Origin of the sequence: Paraburkholderia oxyphila NBRC 105797 (assembly GCF_000685075.1) — a bacterium.
GTDB classification, from domain to species: Bacteria; Pseudomonadota; Gammaproteobacteria; order Burkholderiales; family Burkholderiaceae; genus Paraburkholderia; species Paraburkholderia oxyphila.
The window spans coordinates 46,200-62,346 of sequence record NZ_BAYD01000012.1; the positions used below are offsets into that span (position 1 = coordinate 46,200).

The 16,147-nt window shown below is 66.7% G+C and carries 12 protein-coding genes and 1 pseudogene; 5 read left to right on the forward strand and 8 right to left on the reverse strand.

Going from position 1 to position 16,147, the window contains the following annotated elements; all coding sequences use genetic code 11:
- Window positions 1–83: 83 nt before the first annotated feature.
- From BO1_RS10790 to BO1_RS10800, 3 genes are read left to right on the forward strand one after another with little or no spacing between them, the layout of a single operon-like run.
- Entirely contained in the window at window positions 84–1,430 is a 1,347-nt protein-coding gene (locus tag BO1_RS10790) for an MFS transporter (RefSeq protein ID WP_028217574.1), read from the forward strand.
- A gap of 13 nt (window positions 1,431–1,443) precedes the next feature.
- Entirely contained in the window at window positions 1,444–2,607 is a 1,164-nt protein-coding gene (locus BO1_RS10795) for a thiolase family protein (protein WP_028217575.1), read from the forward strand.
- Window positions 2,604–2,918, forward strand: a complete 315-nt coding sequence (locus BO1_RS10800) for a Zn-ribbon domain-containing OB-fold protein (protein WP_028217576.1) — start codon at window positions 2,604–2,606, stop codon at window positions 2,916–2,918. The genes BO1_RS10795 and BO1_RS10800 overlap by 4 nt, the downstream gene beginning before the upstream one ends.
- A 95-nt stretch (window positions 2,919–3,013) precedes the next feature.
- Here the strand turns inward: BO1_RS10800 and BO1_RS10805 are convergent, their stop codons facing one another.
- The 4 genes from BO1_RS10805 to BO1_RS10820 all read right to left on the reverse strand — a co-directional run bounded on the left by BO1_RS10805 (window position 3,014) and on the right by BO1_RS10820 (window position 7,660).
- A complete protein-coding gene (locus BO1_RS10805; protein ID WP_028217577.1) occupies window positions 3,014–3,808 on the reverse strand; it encodes an SDR family NAD(P)-dependent oxidoreductase in 795 nt (264 codons plus the stop codon).
- Between the two features lie 149 nt (window positions 3,809–3,957).
- Window positions 3,958–6,123, reverse strand: a complete 2,166-nt coding sequence (locus BO1_RS10810; protein WP_028217578.1) for a phosphocholine-specific phospholipase C — start codon at window positions 6,121–6,123, stop codon at window positions 3,958–3,960.
- 197 nt (window positions 6,124–6,320) lie between these two features.
- Complete coding sequence (locus tag BO1_RS10815) at window positions 6,321–7,238, reverse strand: LysR substrate-binding domain-containing protein (protein ID WP_028217579.1); 918 nt, start codon at window positions 7,236–7,238, stop codon at window positions 6,321–6,323.
- 71 nt (window positions 7,239–7,309) lie between these two features.
- Window positions 7,310–7,660, reverse strand: a complete 351-nt coding sequence (locus BO1_RS10820) for a response regulator (RefSeq protein WP_028217580.1) — start codon at window positions 7,658–7,660, stop codon at window positions 7,310–7,312.
- Window positions 7,661–8,040: 380 nt separating this feature from the next.
- Between BO1_RS10820 and BO1_RS10825 the strand changes: the two genes are divergently transcribed.
- Window positions 8,041–9,267 (forward strand): GGDEF domain-containing protein, encoded by a 1,227-nt coding sequence (locus BO1_RS10825; protein WP_028217581.1) that lies wholly within the window; start codon window positions 8,041–8,043, stop codon window positions 9,265–9,267.
- A gap of 311 nt (window positions 9,268–9,578) precedes the next feature.
- Here the strand turns inward: BO1_RS10825 and BO1_RS58955 are convergent, their stop codons facing one another.
- Complete coding sequence (locus BO1_RS58955; RefSeq protein ID WP_156992203.1) at window positions 9,579–9,722, reverse strand: hypothetical protein; 144 nt, start codon at window positions 9,720–9,722, stop codon at window positions 9,579–9,581.
- A 473-nt stretch (window positions 9,723–10,195) separates the two neighbouring features.
- On the opposite strand from BO1_RS58955, the gene cqsA reads away from it, so the two are divergent.
- Window positions 10,196–11,494, forward strand: a complete 1,299-nt coding sequence (gene cqsA, locus BO1_RS50515; RefSeq protein WP_043284458.1) for an alpha-hydroxyketone-type quorum-sensing autoinducer synthase — start codon at window positions 10,196–10,198, stop codon at window positions 11,492–11,494.
- Window positions 11,495–11,558: 64 nt separating this feature from the next.
- Here cqsA and BO1_RS10835 read toward each other — a convergent pair whose 3' ends face one another.
- The 3 genes and pseudogenes from BO1_RS10835 to BO1_RS50520 all read right to left on the reverse strand — a co-directional run bounded on the left by BO1_RS10835 (window position 11,559) and on the right by BO1_RS50520 (window position 16,117).
- On the reverse strand, window positions 11,559–12,596 hold the full coding sequence (locus tag BO1_RS10835) for a response regulator (RefSeq protein ID WP_028217582.1): 1,038 nt from the start codon (window positions 12,594–12,596) through the stop codon (window positions 11,559–11,561).
- Complete coding sequence (locus BO1_RS10840) at window positions 12,593–13,963, reverse strand: sensor histidine kinase (RefSeq protein ID WP_245643761.1); 1,371 nt, start codon at window positions 13,961–13,963, stop codon at window positions 12,593–12,595. The genes BO1_RS10835 and BO1_RS10840 overlap by 4 nt, the downstream gene beginning before the upstream one ends.
- 512 nt (window positions 13,964–14,475) lie before the next feature.
- A pseudogene (locus tag BO1_RS50520) lies at window positions 14,476–16,117 on the reverse strand (benzoate-CoA ligase family protein).
- Window positions 16,118–16,147 lie beyond the last annotated feature (30 nt).

The following is a 16,147-nucleotide window of genomic DNA, read 5'->3' on the forward strand; positions in this document are numbered from 1 at the left end:
CGGGCACGCAGCATGCCCACCGCATCTGCCGCACGGCGGCACCCGCAAGTCACGAGAGCCCACCAGAGGCACGAGGAGGCAGCATGGCAAGCACCCAAACCTGTTCCGCCGGGGCGCCCGACGCGCCCCACGCGGAACCCCGCACGAGTGCGCAGGCACTCGATCCGCGCGCCTTGCGCCGCATCGTGATGGCGTCGGTCGCCGGCAATGCGCTCGAATGGTACGACTTCTTTCTCTACAGCACGGCGGCGGCACTCGTGTTCGGCGAGCTGTTCTTTCCGCGCGGCACTGATCCGCTCATCGGCACGCTCGCCGCGTTCGCGGGCTTTGCCGTCGGCTTCGCGGCCCGCCCGTTCGGCGGCGTGCTGTTCGGGCATATCGGCGACCGCTACGGGCGCAAGGGTGCGCTGGTCTGGACCCTCTCGCTGATGGGCGCCGCGACCTTCCTGATCGGTCTCTTGCCCACCTACGGCCAGGTGGGTCTGTGGGCGCCCGCGCTGCTCGTGCTGCTGCGTGTGGTGCAGGGCATTGCGTCGGGCGGCGAGTGGGGCGGCGGCGTGCTGATGATCAGCGAGTCGGCGCCGCCCGAAAAGCGCGGCTTTTACGCGTCGTGGAGCCAGATTGGCGTGGGCGGCGGCTTCGTGCTCTCGGCCGCGGTGTTCTTCGCCGTGCAGATGCTGCCGCACGAGAGCTTCATGAGCTGGGGCTGGCGCGTGCCCTTCCTGCTCTCCATCATCATTTTCGGGGTGGGTGTCTATATCCGCTCGACGCTGCCCGAGAGCACCGAATTCGCGAAGTCCGAGGCCGCGGGCAAGACCTCGCACATGCCGGTGCTCGATGCGATCCGCAAGCACCCGCGCGCGATCCTCGTCGCCATGGGGCTGCGCGTGGCCGAGAACGGCGGTTCGTACATCTTCCTCGCGTTCTCGCTCGTCTACGGCAAGTTTATCGGCGTGCCGGGCGCGGTCATGCTCGCGGGCGTGATGGTCTCGATGACGGTGGAGCTCGTGACCATGCTGCTCTGGGGCCGCCTCTCGGACCGCATCGGCCGCAAGCCCGTGTACCTGATCGGCGCGGTGGGGCTCATCGTGGTGGCGTTTCCGTTCTTCTGGCTGCTCGACACCAGGGCGCCCGCGCTCATCTGGCTCGCGCTGCTGCTCGGCAACGCGGTGTGCCACGGCGCCATGATCGGCACGCAGCCGAGCCTGATGGGCGAGCTGTTCAGCACCGAGGTGCGCTATTCGGGCATGGCGCTCGGTCACGAGATTGCCTCGGTGTTCGCGGGCGGGCTTTCTCCGCTCGTCGCCACCGCGTTGCTCGCGAAGTATCACGCGGCATGGCCCGTCGCGGTGATGCTGATGACGATGGGCGCCATTACGGTGATTGCGCTGGTATGCACGCGGGAAACGGTGCGCGCCGCCACACGATAAGGAAAGCGAAATAATGTCATCACGCGGATACGACGGCGTCTTGCTGTGCGCGGGCGTGGAGGTGCCTTACCGCCGCCAGGCGGGCGGCCTCTCGACGGGCGACCTGCTTGCGCAGGCGTTTTCGGCGGCGCTCGCGCAAGCGGGCTTCGCCGCGAGCGAGATCGACGGGCTGGGCGTGGCCTCGTTCACGCTGGGCCCCGATCACGCCATCGATCTCTCGTGGCGGCTGGGCCTCTCGCCGCGCTGGTGCATGGACGACTGCCACGGCGGCGCGAGTGCGATCAATCTGCTGCAACACGCGATCCGCGCGATCCAGTGCGGGGACGCGAACGTCATCGCGCTGGTGTCGGGCGACGCTTTCGAGCCGGCCGACTTCAGGCGGCTCGTCGACCACTACAACCTCACCACGCGGACCTGGCTGCGACCGCTCGAAAGCGGCGGCCCGAACGCGTTGTTCGCGATGCTCACGCAGCAGCATGCCGAGCGCTTCGGGCTCACGCGCGCCGATTATGGCGCGCTGTGCGTGGCGCAGCGCGCGTGGGCCGCGCTCAATCCGCAGGCCGTTTATCGCACGCCGCTCACGCTCGAAGACTATCTCGACGCGCCCACGGTGGCCGCGCCGCTCGGCCGCTACGACTGCGTGCCCGTGGTGTGCGGCGCGAACGCGCTCGTGGTGGCGCGCGCGGACCTCGTCGAGCCGGGCCGTCACGCGCGCGTGCGGGCGCTGCAATGCCGTTACAACGCCGATCACCAGATGGGCGATGGCCTGCAGACCTCGCTCGCGGCGCTGGCGCCGGCGCTCTGGCGCGAGGCGCAAACGGCGCCGGCCGAGATGGATCTCGTCTCGGTCTACGACGACTATCCGGTCATGGCGCTCGTGCAACTGGCCGACCTCGGCTTCGCGCCCGATGGCGATCTGCGCGCGCTGATCGCGCGCATCGCCTCGCGCGCGCTGCCGGTGAACACCTCGGGCGGCCAGCTCTCGGCCGGGCAGGCGGGTGCGGCGGGCGGCATGCACGGCCTCGTGGAAGCGCTCACGCAATTGCGCGGCGCAGCGGGCGAGCGTCAGATCGAGCGCGCGCGGCTCGCACTGGTGAGCGGCTACGGCATGGTGGAATACCGCTACGGCATGTGCGCGAACGCCGTGGTGCTGGAAGCAGCGGGGCATGTGCAATGAGACAGATCACGAAACTCGAAGTGTTGCGCTGCGCGGATTGCGGCACCACGCTCTTTCCGGCGCGCTATTTGTGCCCCGTGTGCGGCGGCGCGCAATGGACGCAGCAGGCGGTGGCGCACGGCACGGTGCTCGCGGCAACCGTGGTGAGCCACCGCGTGGGCGCGAGCGAGCCGGGCGCCGTGCACCTCGCGAGCGTTCGGACCGATGCGGGGCCGGTCGTCATCGCGCGGCTCGACGTTGCAGCACGCAAAGGCGAGACGGTCTCCCTCGAAGTCGACGAGGAGAGCCGCATTCTGGCCCGCGCGCGCTGAGGCTGGCACGCTGCGGGCCAAACAGAGGCATCGCGATCAATCGTGCATCCGCATGCGGGGGGCGCTGCGAAATCGCTCAGGATGCCGTAATAATATCAGGCGATCGTATCGACCACGCCGCCGTCCACGCGCAATGCCGCGCCGGTGGTCGCGGAGGCCTGCTGCGAGCACGCGTAGACCACCATGTTCGCCACTTCCTCCACGCTCGCCGCACGGCGGATGATGGACGAGGCCCGGTGCTGCTGCACGAACGCCGCCGCCACTTCCTCCACGGGCTTGCCCGTCCTGGCGACTTCGTCCTTGAGCATCGCTTCCACGCCTTCCGAGAGCGTCGGGCCCGGCAGCACCGAGTTCACCGTCACGCCGGTGCCGGCGAGCCGCTTGGCGAGGCCGCGCGCCACCGAGAGCTGTGCCGTCTTGGTCATGCCGTATTGGATCATGTCGGCGGGAATGTTCAGCCCCGACTCCGAGGAGATGAACACGATGCGCCCCCAGCCCGCCTTGACCATCGCGCCCGCATAGGCGCGCGAGAGCCGTACGCCGGACATCACGTTGGTTTCGAAAAAGCGCAGCCATTCGCTGTCGGGGATCGCGAAGAAGTCTTCCTGCGCGAAGATGCCGAGATTGTTCACGAGGATGTCGACCTGCGGATGGGCCTTCACGAGCGCGTCGCAGCCCGTGGCGTTCGCGAGGTCGCCGACGAAACCCTGCACCTGTGCGCCGGGCACGGCCTGGCGCACGGCGGCTTCGGCGTCGCGCACGCTGCCTTCGTGACGGCCGTTGACGATCACCGTGGCGCCCGTGCCCGCGAGTCCCTTGGCGGTGGCGAGCCCGATGCCCGCCGCCGAGCCGGTGACGAGCGCGAGTTTTCCTGACAAATCGATCTTCATCGTTTTCTCCGGTTGCGTGCGAAGCCTGGGTGAGATGCGCCGCCGTGCGAGCGGGCGGCGTGAGGGAACCGGCAGTGTACTGCGGGCATTCTTCCCTTGCTCGTAAGCGTCTCGCGGCACGCGCGCCACGCGGTGCAGACGCGCGCCGCTCAGTGCGCGACCCCCATTTCCGGATCGCTGATGCTGTCCTTGCCGGTCTCCAGTCGGCCGGCGAAGCGGCGTTTGACGCCGTCTCCGCTGTTTGCCTCATTCGCGGCACGCAGCGTGAAGTCGTACCAGCCGCCCGACGCGTCGAGCGGCCAGCTCTGTTCCGCGCGGCCGTGCGCGGGGACGGTGAGCTTCCACGGCCCGTCCGTGCGATAGGCGTTCGCTTGCACCGTGCAAACGGCCGGCACGGGGCCCGCGTTGGCGACCGTAAGCGTGAGGGCGTTGCGGGCCTCGTCGTAGCGCAGGCGCGTTTCGGGATTGGGGCCGCGCGGCGCCGCGCTCAGGTTGCCCGAGAAGCCGCGGTGATAGCCGTTGGGCCCAAGCACCCAGAGATCGTACGCGCCGGCGTCCACCGCTTCGGGCGTCCACGCGTCGTCGAGCTGCTTGCCCGCCTCGACGGTATAGCGGCGCGGCGCGCGATCGAGATGCAAGGTGTCGTAGACGTGAAAGACCGCGCCGGCGCTGCCTTCGTTTCTGAAGACGAGGTGCACCGCATGGCGCTTCGCCACCACGCTCGCCTCCGTATGCAGGCGGTACGGCAAGGCGCGCGAGGGTCGCACGAAGCGCGCCTGGACCGGCATCGACTGCTCGGCAGCCGGAGGCGGCAAGACGGCCTTCAGCGCATGCTGCTGGGCATGCTGGGCATCGGCTGCGGCTTTGCTCGGGGCCGGGAAGGACCTGACCGGACTTTCGTTCGGGGTGCTGAAGTTCAGGGTGGAGGTCAGATCGCCGAACACGGCGCGCCGCCATGCGCTGATATTGGGCTCCTTGACGCCGAAGCGCAATTCCAGAAAGCGCAGCACGGAGGTGTGATCGAACACCTCGGAGTTGACGAAGCCGCCCGTGCTCCAGGGCGAGACCACGAACATCGGCACGCGCGGGCCGGGGCCGTAAGGTTGCCCGTCCGGCACGAGCGGGGTCGTGTCGCCGGGCGGGTTCGGCACGGTGAAGTACTCGTGCTTCGTGCTGACCGTGGATTTGCCTGCCCAGTTGCCGTCGCCGATGGGCGAAGGCGCGGCGGGCGGCGGCACGTGATCGAAGAAGCAGTCGTTCTCGTCGTAGTTCACGAAGAGCACGGTCTGGCTCCAGACCTCCGGGTTCGCCGTGAGCGCATCGAGCAGCTGTTGCATGTACCACGCGCCCTGGCCCGGCGTCGAGGCGGAGGGATGCTCGCACGAGGCTTGCGGCGCGATGATCCAGCTCACCTGCGGCAGCCGGCTGGCGGCAATGTCGTCCCTGAGCGCCTGCAGGAAGCCGCCATCGGGCATCGTGTTGCCAATGCCCTTGTAGAGCGGCTCGCGCGCCTCCAGCTCGGCCGTCCAGGGCAAATTGGGCGAGCCGGGCAGCGCCTCGTGGATCTTGCGGAACGTGGCGAAGCCCGCGAGCGGGTTGTCGTTGTAGTTATCGGGCTGGTTTTCGTAGACCTTCCAGCTCACGCCCGCTTTCTGCAGGCGCTCGACATAGGTGGTCCACTGGAGCCCATTGTCCGAGGGCCCGAGCCAGTCCCAGCCGTTGTTGTTCACCACCGCGTGCGGGGTGAGCCCGCCGCCGCCCGGACCGTTCGTGCCGGTCCACAGGAACAGGCGGTTCGAATTGGTGCCGCCCAGCAGCGAGCAATAGCAGGCGTCGCAAACCGTGAAGGCATTCGCCAGCGCGAAATGAAACGGCAGGTCGGCTTCGCGCAGATAGCCCATCGAAATATCGCCTTTCGATTTCGGCCATTGCGTCATGCGGCCGTTGTCCCACGCGGCGTGTGCGTCGACCCATTCGTGCGCGCCGCCCGCGAGCAGCGCATTGCCCTTGGTCTTGTCGAGGTGAAAGGGCAGGACGCTGCGCGTGCCGTCGCTCTGCTGCCAGACGCTCGCGCCTTGCGGCTGCGGGATCGTGATGCGGTCGCCGAAGCCGCGCACGCCGGGCAGCGTGCCGAGATAGTGGTCGAACGAGCGGTTTTCCTGCATGAGGATCACGACATGCTGGACGTCCCGGATCGTGCCGGTGGCGTGGTGCGCGGGTATCGCGAGCGCGCGCCGGATGGACGGCGGAAAGAGACTGAGCGCGGCGAGCGCGCCGGCGCTGTGCAGAAACTGGCGGCGGTCCTTCGAGGTCATGGTGCCAAAGGTCGTGCGGGTTGTTCCGGGTTCGTACCCGCGAGCATGACACGTTGGGCGCAATGGCGCTTGCTGCGCGCGAGACGGCCTGGCTCGCGCGGCGTGATCGAGGGCCGGTTGGCGCGCTTCGGTGCGCGCGCGAGGCATGAGGCGCGCGAGGTTTGTCCGCGTGCCGGGCTGGCCTTAATTATTTCGTTTTACGAATGAAATTGGGCCGCTTCACTGGCGTCGCCGTGTGCGGCGCGCAGCGCTTCGAGCGTGCCCATGAACGCCCTGATGAGATGTCCATTCGCGCGGCTCTTCAGATGGTAGAGATACTCGTGCATCACGGGGCCATCGGGCTCGATGGGCACGCTCACGAGCGAGGCGCCGCGCGGCACTTCGCCGGCGGGCATCAGCGAGCAGCCGAGGCCCTGGCGGATCGCCTCGCAGATCGCCTCGCGGCTGCCGATTTCGATGACGGCGGCGGGCTCGACGCCGCGCCGCCTGAGTGCGGTCTCGGTGGCCTCGCGCGTGCGCGAGCCGGGCTCGCGCAGCAAGAGCGTTTCGCCGGCCAGCACGCCGAGGTCGGCGGCGCGCCGGTGCGCGAGCGTGTGCGCGGGATCGACCACCAGCACGAGCAGGTCGCCCGCGATGCGGTGGCGCGCGAGCGCGGGGTCGTCCACGCGGTTCGACGAAACGGCCACGTCCACGCGATACTCCACGAGCGCGTCGAGCACCTCTTTCGAATTGCCCACCTCGATGCCGATCTGCACGTTCGGATAGCGGCGCCGGAACGCCGCAACGGCGGGGAGAATGTAATAGGGGCCGGTGGTCCCCAGCCGGAAGCTGCCGGTGTAGCACTCGCGTTCGTGGCGCAGGGCGGCGTCGATTTCGCGTTCGCTCAGCATCAGCCGGTCGATCAGCGGCATGAGCGCCGCGCCCGTCTGCGTGAGCTCGACGCGGTTGCCGCGGCGATGAAACAACTCCACGCCGTAGTGCTTTTCGAGCTGCTGGATGCGTGCCGTGATGGTGGGCTGGCTGACCGAGAGATGCCGTGCGGCCGCAACGATGCTGCCTTGCCGGACGGTTTCATAGAACGCGGCGACGAGCGGCGCGAGTTGGGGGACGAGCATGGTCTCGTGACGGCAAATGACCTCGACTTTACCGCAGCTTCGCGTCAGATTCGTTACGGCGTGCCGCACGCTCAAGGCGTCGCCACGCGGTGCAGAATGTCGAGCAACTGCGCGACGGCAAAGGGCTTGCGCAGGAAGCCGACCAGATTCGCATCGGCGGGCGGTGTGACGAGCGCGGAGACGAGCACGAGCGGTACCCCCGCGAGCACGCTGTTGCGGCGCATTTCGCGCATCAGGGCGAGGCCGTCCATGTGCGGCATCATGCAATCGGAGATCACGACATCGGGCGGGTCGGCGAGCGCGGCCCTTAGCGCGTCCGTCCCGTCCTCTGCGGTCCTGACCCGATAACCTTCCTGACCGACCAGCTCTTTCAGCGCGTTCAGCGCGTTGATGTCGTCGTCGACGAGTAATACGGTAGCCATACGTCGTTTACCTGTGTGGCGCGCGCCCGCCGTTCTTGCACGGCTGCTACGCCGTGCGAGCGTGTTCTTCGCCATGTCCCAACCCCGTCCGGGCAGGCGGATTCCGGCGCTTGCAGGCGCCGGAGCTCACCGGCAGAGGCGCATTTTCCATGCCCGGCACATTCGGACCGGCTATGCTCTCGATCGGCGGCGTGGCGCGTGCGAGTCACTGAAATGACGCATCAATGACATAGCAGATGGCGTTCCCGTGGCGCTGCCGTGTTTCCCGGGCCGGCTCAAGTCGGTTCATTTTCTGCCGTTAACTTACGCAAGGCCCAGCCCGCACGTGCACAGCGCGTTAGCCGGCCGCCATCCGAACGACCCTGCGTCATGCGCCGCCCATGTTAGATCCGGTCAATATCCTCCTCGTCACGGTGCTCTCGAGCATCATGAGTCTCGCCATCCTCGGCTCATTGCGGCCCGCGGGCATTCCCGGGGTGAGCCGCTGGATGGGCGCATACGTGATGGCGAGCGTCGCGCTCGTGCTCGCGGGCATGCAGCGCATGGGCGTGCCGCTCCTCACGATCTTCGTTTCGAACACGCTGCTGGCATGTGCCATTACGCGGGTGCTCGAGGGTTGCAGCGAGTTCTTCGGGCTGAGCCCGCGTGCGCCGCTCGCCCGGGCGGGCTGTGCGGTGGTGGGCGCGGGGATTGCCTGGTGGTACTGGATAACGCCGGATCTGGCCGCGCGCATCGCGCTCGTTTCCGTGTTTCATGGCTCGGTTTATTGCGCCATCGGTTGGCTGGCGCTGCGGCATCGGCCGAAGGGGCGGCCGGTCTACAGCTATCGTTTCGTCACCTGCGCCGCCTGGCTGGGCGCGTTCGCGCACGGCCTGAGGGGCTTCATTTACGGCACGGGGCTGATACACCAGAGCACAATGCTCGACTTCACGCCCTTTAATGTCGCGTATCTGGCGCTGGGGATCCTGGTGCTGCCGGCGCTCTCGATCGGCATGGTGCTGCTCGCGCACGACCGCATGGCCGAGCGACTCGAACACCTCGCGAGCCGCGATGAGCTAACCGGCGCGCTCACGCGCCGCGCGTTCCTCACGCAGGCCGGGGCGGCGCTCGATGCCGCGCGTGCCGCGGGCACGCCGCATGCGCTCGCCATCGTCGATATCGATCACTTCAAGAGCATCAACGACCGCTACGGCCACGCGGCAGGCGACCGCGCGCTTGCCCAGTTCGGCCGCGTGATTGCCGCGGGCGTGCGCGAGTCGGACCTGTTCGGCAGGCTGGGCGGCGAGGAGTTCGCGCTGCTTTTTCCGGCGATGGCGCGCGAGGACGCGGTGATGCGCGTCGACGCGCTGCGCGTGGCCGCGCTCGCGGTGCGGCGCGGAGACTGCATCACGGCGCACGAGGGCGCGCCGTCGGGCACGGCGCAGGACGACGGGGAGGACGCCGGGGACGATGCCCAGGCGGCGCACGCGGGCCTGACGTTCAGTGCCGGCGTGGACGTCTATCAGGACGGCGATACATTGGCGAGCCTGATGGCGCGCGCGGACGCCGCGCTCTATGAGGCGAAGACGCGCGGCCGCGACCGGGTGGTGAGCGCAGCGGCGCAATAAAGACAAGGCATCATTGCGCGCTGACGCAGCGGCGGCGTCATAAAAAGTTCAAATAATGCCAGGCGATTTTTCCATCGGCATTACTCCACGCGACTCCCCCAAACCGGCCCTTAAAACAAGACGGTAATCCGTTGCGCCTTGGTGTTTTCCCTCTTTGCGCAATGGATTTATTTCGTCATCCTGTTTCTTCTCGTGAGGTTATGCGAATTGAATGCCCCGAAAACGGCTTGTTGATGGGCGTTAAATCTATGCAGTCATTTCGGTATGCATAGCGCATGCTAATGCAATTCAGATAAGCCACCTCGCTGTTTTTAAAGGATAATCAATCCCAGCCAGGGATGACGTTCAGCAACGTTCATTCCATCCGGCCGCGCCTCGCCGTGTTCGCGCCGCCGGAAACAGGCACCGCATTTTTCGGGGCAGGCGTCTTTTCCTTGATAACCAGTGGCGATCATTCCAGGCGGATATCGTGCGGAAGTCGAGACGCCCGCTTGCGGCGTCACGCGCCTTTATTTGCCTTCAAATCCGCTGCCCCTCGTGCGCGTAGAAGTGCATGCCAGCCGCGTCGACGCCAGTCCGCGCCGGGGCAGACGCACCGCAAGACGCCGGCCGCCCGGCGCAGGTTCGGGCCGCTCGCACTGTAGCGCGACGCGTGCGTGTGCACGCAGGCGCAGCCGGTGCGCGCCGCGCGTGTTGTTCCTCGCGCCCCGCGCACGCTCGCGAGGCGCCGCTCCGCTCGCATTCGTCCCCGCATTTTTCACCGCACTCGTCACCGCATTTATAGGCCCGCAGCCGGAATTCCCTCGCCATGCGATTCGCGCATGGCGCTCCGGCGCGGGCCAACTACCGGCCAGCCGTCCAACAGGATTTCCGGGGGGAAGTCGCGCATCACCTTGGGTGGGTGGCCATCAACCACAAGGAGCCTGAGATGAAAGTTGGCAATAACAATTGGCGGAATGCACATAACAACGACGCGGCGCTGCCGGCCTTTCTCGCCGCACGCGTCGACCGCTATTACACGGAACGCGTGCAGCAGAGCTGGTCGGGGGGGCACATCATGAAGGGGCGCGTTCCGGATGCCGACGCTTTGCACCTTTCGAGCAACGATTACCTGTCGATTGCCCGCCATCCCGAGATTCTCGATGCCATGTGCACGAGCATCCGCTCCGAGGGCAACGGCCTGCTGATGTCGGGCGTGTTCCTGCACGGCGACGATTGCCCGCAGCTGAATCTCGAAGACCGTTTCGCGCGCTTCATGGGCGCCGAGGCGAGCGTGCTCTGCCAGTCGGGGTTCGCGGCCAACACGGGGCTGATCCAGTCGATCGCGAATGCGCAAACGCCCGTGTACGTCGACATGATGGCGCATATGTCGCTCTGGGAAGGCATTCGCAGCGCGGGGGCGAAGGCCATCAGTTTCTTCCACAACGATGTCGAGCATCTCGAGCAGCGCATCCAGCGCTACGGGCCGGGCATCGTGATCGTCGATTCGGTGTACAGCACGAATGGCAGCGTGTGCCCGCTGCAGGCTTTCGCGGACGTGTGCGCCGAGCACGAGTGCGTATTCGTGGTGGACGAGTCGCATTCGCTCGGCACGCACGGTCCGCATGGCGCGGGGATGGTTGCGCAACTGGGCTTGACCGATCGTGTGCACTTTCGCACGGCGAGTCTCGCGAAGGCGTTCGCGGGCCGCGCGGGCATCATCAGCTGCTCGCGGCGCTTCCAGGAATACTTCAAGTGCGAGGCGTTGCCGGCCATTTTCAGCTCAACGCTGCTGCCGCACGAGAGCGCGGGTCTCGCGGCCACGCTCGACGTGATCGAGCGCGACGACTGGCGCCGCACGCGTGTGGCCGCGAACGCGCGCTATCTGCGCATGCGCCTGGCTGAGCTCGGCTACAACCTCAACGGCAGCGAAACGCAGATCATCGCGCTCGAGGCCGGACCGGAACCGCAGACCATCGTGCTGCGCGATGCGCTCGAGGCGCGCGGCATCTTCGGCTCGGTGTTCTGCGCGCCGGCCACGGCGCAGAACCGCTCGCTCGTGCGCCTGTCGATCAGTGCTGCGCTGTCCGAGGCGGAGCTCGAGCGCATCGTGGACGTGTGCGAAGCGATACGCGACGAAGTGCAAATGTGGAACTGGCCTTCGACGCGCCGCCTCATGGAGCGCGGCGCCGGCCGTGCGCGCGTGCGTCAGCCGCGTGCGCTGGCGGAACTGCCGGTAGCCGCGTGAGGCCGGCAGGCGCGGAGCTGGAGCGAGCGTGACGCGGGCATGACAGACAGGCGGCGTGAGCGGCTCAGCGCGAGTCCCACGCCGCCTGGATTTCGCGGTCGAGCTGCTGCAGCCAGGCGTCATAGGGCAGCACGTTTTCGAGCGCGAGACCCGCGGGATGCTTCACGACGGCATAGACATAGCGGCGCTCGCCTTCGAACACCGATGCGGGATGCATATACGGCTGCCATTGTTCGCAGTGCGCCGGATAGTAGCCTTCGGTGCGCCAGAAGTAGGGCACGCTGCGCTGGCTGTCGAGCTCGGCGAGAAACGAGGCGGGCGCGCTTTGCTCGATGGCGATCTCGTGCACGCCGCGCAGCGATTCCTCGGTGTGGATGATGAGCAGCCAGGGCGTGCCCTGGGCATCGAACATGAGCAGGCCGTGCGGCTGATACGAGAGATAGTGCTCGACGATGCCGAGCGACTCGAAAATGCCCTGCACGTGCGCAGCGAGCGCGCCATCCTTGAGAAACGCGTATTCGGACACGGCGAGCGCGTCGAGCACCGTGCCGCAGGCCTTGTTGAAATAGGCGGCCTGCATGTCGCGGATCGCCTGATTCAGGGTTTCTACGGCGTCGACTTCGTGCTTGCGGATGAAGCGGTCGATCAGGCCTTCGTTGAAGCTCTTGACGGCCACGTGCTCGTCGGCCTTGCCGGTGAGCACGATTTTCTTGAGCGCCGGATTGGCGAGACGGCGGCAGAATTCGATGCCGTTCAGCTCGGGCATGTCGTAGTCGACCACCACGACCGACACGGACTCGAAGCGCTCCGGCCGGTGCACGAGCGAGCGGATCGCGTCCACGCGCATGGCAATGACCTGATGCGCATCGTTTTCTTCGGTGCGGTCGAGATAGGGACTGAAAACGGGCGAGGCCGGCTGGTCTTGCGCCGCGCGCCCGTTTAGAAACTTCAGGGCCTCCGCGGGCGAGCTGAACAGCCGGAACGCCAGCTCCGGGTCGAGTTGCAGGCTCAGATTCGAGAGAAACGCCGCGCTGTCGTCGACGAAGGCGGCGGTGGTCGGCCAGGAGAACGGCTGAATGGCTTTCGGAGTGGCTTTCGTCATGGCGCTGGGAATGTCAGAACAAACTCGGTGTACTTGCCTTTCACCGAAGAGCAGGCAATGGCTCCCCCCATCGCTTGCATGACATCGCGGCAAAATGCCAGCCCAATTCCTGCTCCGAGCTGCACGTCATCGGTGGTGGTGGAAGAAGTATAAAAGCGGGTAAAGATGTGCGGCAAGACTTCAGACGAAATACCGGAGCCGGTGTCGCTGAAAATCAACCGGTTGGCGCGATTGCCGCGATCGTCCGCTTCGAGCCGGATCGAAATATGCGCGCCGTCGATGCTGCCCATATGCCGAAACGCATTTTTAAGCAGATTGAACAGCACGTGCACGGTCAGCATTTCAGAACCGGCGAACTCGAAATCGGGCCGCAGATTGCAATGCACGCGTGCGCGCTCGCCTTCGCGAAACGGATAGCGCGCGAGCGCGGTTTCGACGCAATGCGCAATCGAGCACGTCGTTGCGTTTTGCATGTTCGTGCCGGAAAAGCGCGCGGTGGCGAGCAGCATGTCGATGATCGCGTTCGAATGCAGCGCTTCCTGCTCGATGCGGCTCACCACGCCCTGCATCGAATGCAGATGCGCCACGCGTATTTTCGGCACCGGCAGACGGTTGCGCTGGGCGAGCGCATAGGTGTCGAGCAGCGCGGGCAGATAGCGCATGAGGCCCGCCGCCCCCACGCGGATGGCGACGAGCGGCGTGCGCAGCTCGTGCGCGACGCTGCCCGCCGTGGCCAGCATCGCGCGCTCCTGTTCGATCTGGATGCGATCCTGGTCGTAGTTCGCCACCGCGCCGATGGCCACGGCGAACGAAAAAATCGCCAGGTGGGTGAGATAAACGGAGTTGAGGACGATCGGGTCGGTGGTGAGCACATAGGCGACGAGCGCGAGCCCGATGCCCACGACGAACTGCAGCACGAGCATGAGCCAGTCGAGCAGCAGCACCATGACGAAGGCGGCGATCAGCGCGCTCTCGACCCAGACCTCGTTGCCGTTGTTCTTGAGCAGCATGAAGGTGAAGAAGAACGGCAGCGCGTAGAGCGTGGCGGTATACCAGTACCAGGGCAGCAGTTTCCTGGCCGCGGCGGGCCAGCGCTCGAAGGCGAGAATCGGCACGAACAGCGCGGCGCCGATCAGTCGTAGCGTGAGATTTTCATAGGGCTGCGGAAAGAGGTCCTTCCAGACGTAGTAGTAAAGCGGGAAGCCGACGCTCGCGACCACGGCGAGCGGGCGCATGCGGCGCTTCACGTACTGGAGGTTGCGCATGGCGGGCGCGAACGCGCGCACCATGCGCGGCTTGAGCGCCGCCCAGCCGCGGCGCGCGCGCATCGTGATACTCGATACGTTCATCAGGGTGGAATCGCTCATGGTTCGATGCCGGATTCGCTGCCGGCCCTGGCTGCGCGTGCGTCTCTTGTCGACCGGCGTTAGCGCTTTGGCGCTGACTCCGGTTCCATGCAAAGCACCGATGCAAAGCGCTTGCTCGGGTTCCACGCGTAGCGGTCTCAGGGCAGGTGGGGTCGGACTGCTGCGGCCATTGCAGACAATAACATCATTGTGGGGCACCGATGCGGGCTGCAAGGGGCTCGGGCGTCACATCTGCGCGCACCGTGGTCAAGCGGCATCGACGAACGATGCCGCGTATGCATGGAGAAGGTGGCGGAGGGCGTGTGACGGCGTGAAGGGGGAATGTGCGGATGAATCGGCAGGCGTGCGAACGGCTCCTGGCGTGAGGCTCAGACCGTGACCGTTGGGGCGTGGGGCGCACGAACTGCGAGAACCGCAAGAACGCATGGCGGCATGGCTGCGTCGAGCGCCGCCTGGGCGTCGCGATACGGAGAATGGCCGCCCGCCGGGTTCACGACGGCTTCACGATCCCCTCACGCGCGGGGCCGATACTGTTCGCGCAGACGAAAGCGCTGGATCTTGCCCGTTGCGGTCTTGGGCAGATCGTCGACGAAAACAATCTCGCGCGGATACTTGTGCGGCGCGAGCCGCGCCTTGACGAAGGCCTTCAACGTGTCGACGAGCGCGGCATGCCCGTCCTGCGTGGCGAGCGCTTGCGCCTCCTGCTTGAGTACGACGAATGCGCAGGTCTTCACGAGCCCGTCCTGATCCACGCCGATCACGGCCGCCTCGAGCACGGCATCGTGCTGCACGAGCACCATCTCCACCTCGATGGGCGAGACATACTGGCCGCTCACCTTGAGCATGTCGTCGCTGCGGCCCGCATAGACGTAGCAGCCGCTGGGCAGGCGCCGGTACTTGTCGCCGCTCTTGACCCACTCGCCCAGAAAGGTCGCGCGTGATTTTTCGCGATTGCTCCAGTACATCAGGGCGGCGCTCGGGCCGCGAATATAGAGGTCGCCCATTTCTCCGTCGGGCACGGGCCGGCCCGACTCGTCGCGCAACTCGATCTCGTAGCCGGGCACGGGACGCCCCGTGGTGCCGTATTCGACTTCGCCCGGGCGGTTCGAGAGAAAGATGTGCAGCATTTCCGTGGAGCCGATGCCGTCGAGGATATCGCTGCCGAAATGTCGGCTGAAACGCTCGCCGGTCTCACGCGGCAACGCCTCGCCCGCCGACGCGCAAATGCGCAGCGCGAGTTCCGCGCGCGTGGGCAGGCTGGGCGAGGCCATCATGCTCGCGTACAGCGTGGGCACGCCGTAGAAGATCGTCGGGCGGTGCTTGACGAGGCGCGCGAAAACGGCGCTGGCGGTGGGGCGCTCGGCCATCAGCACCGTGGTCGCGCCTACCGAGAGCGGAAACGAGAGGGCATTGCCGAGCCCGTATGCGAAGAACAGCTTGGCCGCGGAGAACACCACATCGCTTTCGCGGATGCCGAGAACGGACTTGGCATAAGTCTCCACGGTCCAGTAGAGGTTGGCGTGCGTATGCACAGTCCCTTTGGGCTTGCCCGTCGAACCGGACGAATAGAGCCACAGCGCGATGTCGTCGCCGCTCGTGCGCGCCGCTTGTGCGGCGGGCTGGGCGCGTTCGATCAGCTCATGGAGCACGAGCGCGCCGCGCGGGCCGCCAGGCGCGCCGTCGAGCGGCTGCGAGACCACCAGCGCGCAGTCTTCACCATTGCCCTCGGAATGGGCTTGTGCCAGCGCGGTGCTCACGACGGGCAGCAGCGCGCCCGACACAATCACGAGCCGCGCGCGGCTGTGCGCGAGCATGTAGGCATAGTCGGCGGCCGTGAGCAGGGTGTTGACGACGACGGGCACGACGCCCGCATGCAACGCGCCGAGAAAGACCACGGGCAGCTCGATGGTGTCGAGCATCACGAGCAGGATGCGTTCTTCCGTGTGCACGCCCAGCGCGCGCAACGCCGCGGAGAACTGGCGCGCGCGTTTCGAGTTCGCCGTAGGTGAGCGTGCGGGTGTCGTCGATATAGGCGGGTTTGGCGCTGCGCGCCGCGTTCAGGGCGAACAGGTGCACCGCGAAATTCAACTGCGCGGGCGGCGGCACGGGGGCCGGCGCGCTCGATATCTGGGGTGCCGCAGGGGCCACGGCCAGCGACGCTGCTTGGGTATCCACGATGCTGTC

Bases quoted from the DNA above. Each gene is read 5' to 3' on its own strand.
- BO1_RS10800 (WP_028217576.1), top strand. From the start codon at position 2,604: ATGAGACAGATCACGAAACTCGAAGTGTTGCGCTGCGCGGATTGCGGC.
- BO1_RS58955 (WP_156992203.1), bottom strand. From the start codon at position 9,722: ATGATCGCCACTGGTTATCAAGGAAAAGACGCCTGCCCCGAAAAATGC.
- BO1_RS10805 (WP_028217577.1), bottom strand. From the start codon at position 3,808: ATGAAGATCGATTTGTCAGGAAAACTCGCGCTCGTCACCGGCTCGGCG.
- BO1_RS10835 (WP_028217582.1), bottom strand. From the start codon at position 12,596: ATGACGAAAGCCACTCCGAAAGCCATTCAGCCGTTCTCCTGGCCGACC.
- BO1_RS10815 (WP_028217579.1), bottom strand. From the start codon at position 7,238: ATGCTCGTCCCCCAACTCGCGCCGCTCGTCGCCGCGTTCTATGAAACC.
- BO1_RS10795 (WP_028217575.1), top strand. From the start codon at position 1,444: ATGTCATCACGCGGATACGACGGCGTCTTGCTGTGCGCGGGCGTGGAG.
- BO1_RS10790 (WP_028217574.1), top strand. From the start codon at position 84: ATGGCAAGCACCCAAACCTGTTCCGCCGGGGCGCCCGACGCGCCCCAC.
- BO1_RS10810 (WP_028217578.1), bottom strand. From the start codon at position 6,123: ATGACCTCGAAGGACCGCCGCCAGTTTCTGCACAGCGCCGGCGCGCTC.
- BO1_RS10825 (WP_028217581.1), top strand. From the start codon at position 8,041: ATGTTAGATCCGGTCAATATCCTCCTCGTCACGGTGCTCTCGAGCATC.
- cqsA (WP_043284458.1), top strand. From the start codon at position 10,196: ATGAAAGTTGGCAATAACAATTGGCGGAATGCACATAACAACGACGCG.
- BO1_RS10840 (WP_245643761.1), bottom strand. From the start codon at position 13,963: ATGAGCGATTCCACCCTGATGAACGTATCGAGTATCACGATGCGCGCG.
- BO1_RS10820 (WP_028217580.1), bottom strand. From the start codon at position 7,660: ATGGCTACCGTATTACTCGTCGACGACGACATCAACGCGCTGAACGCG.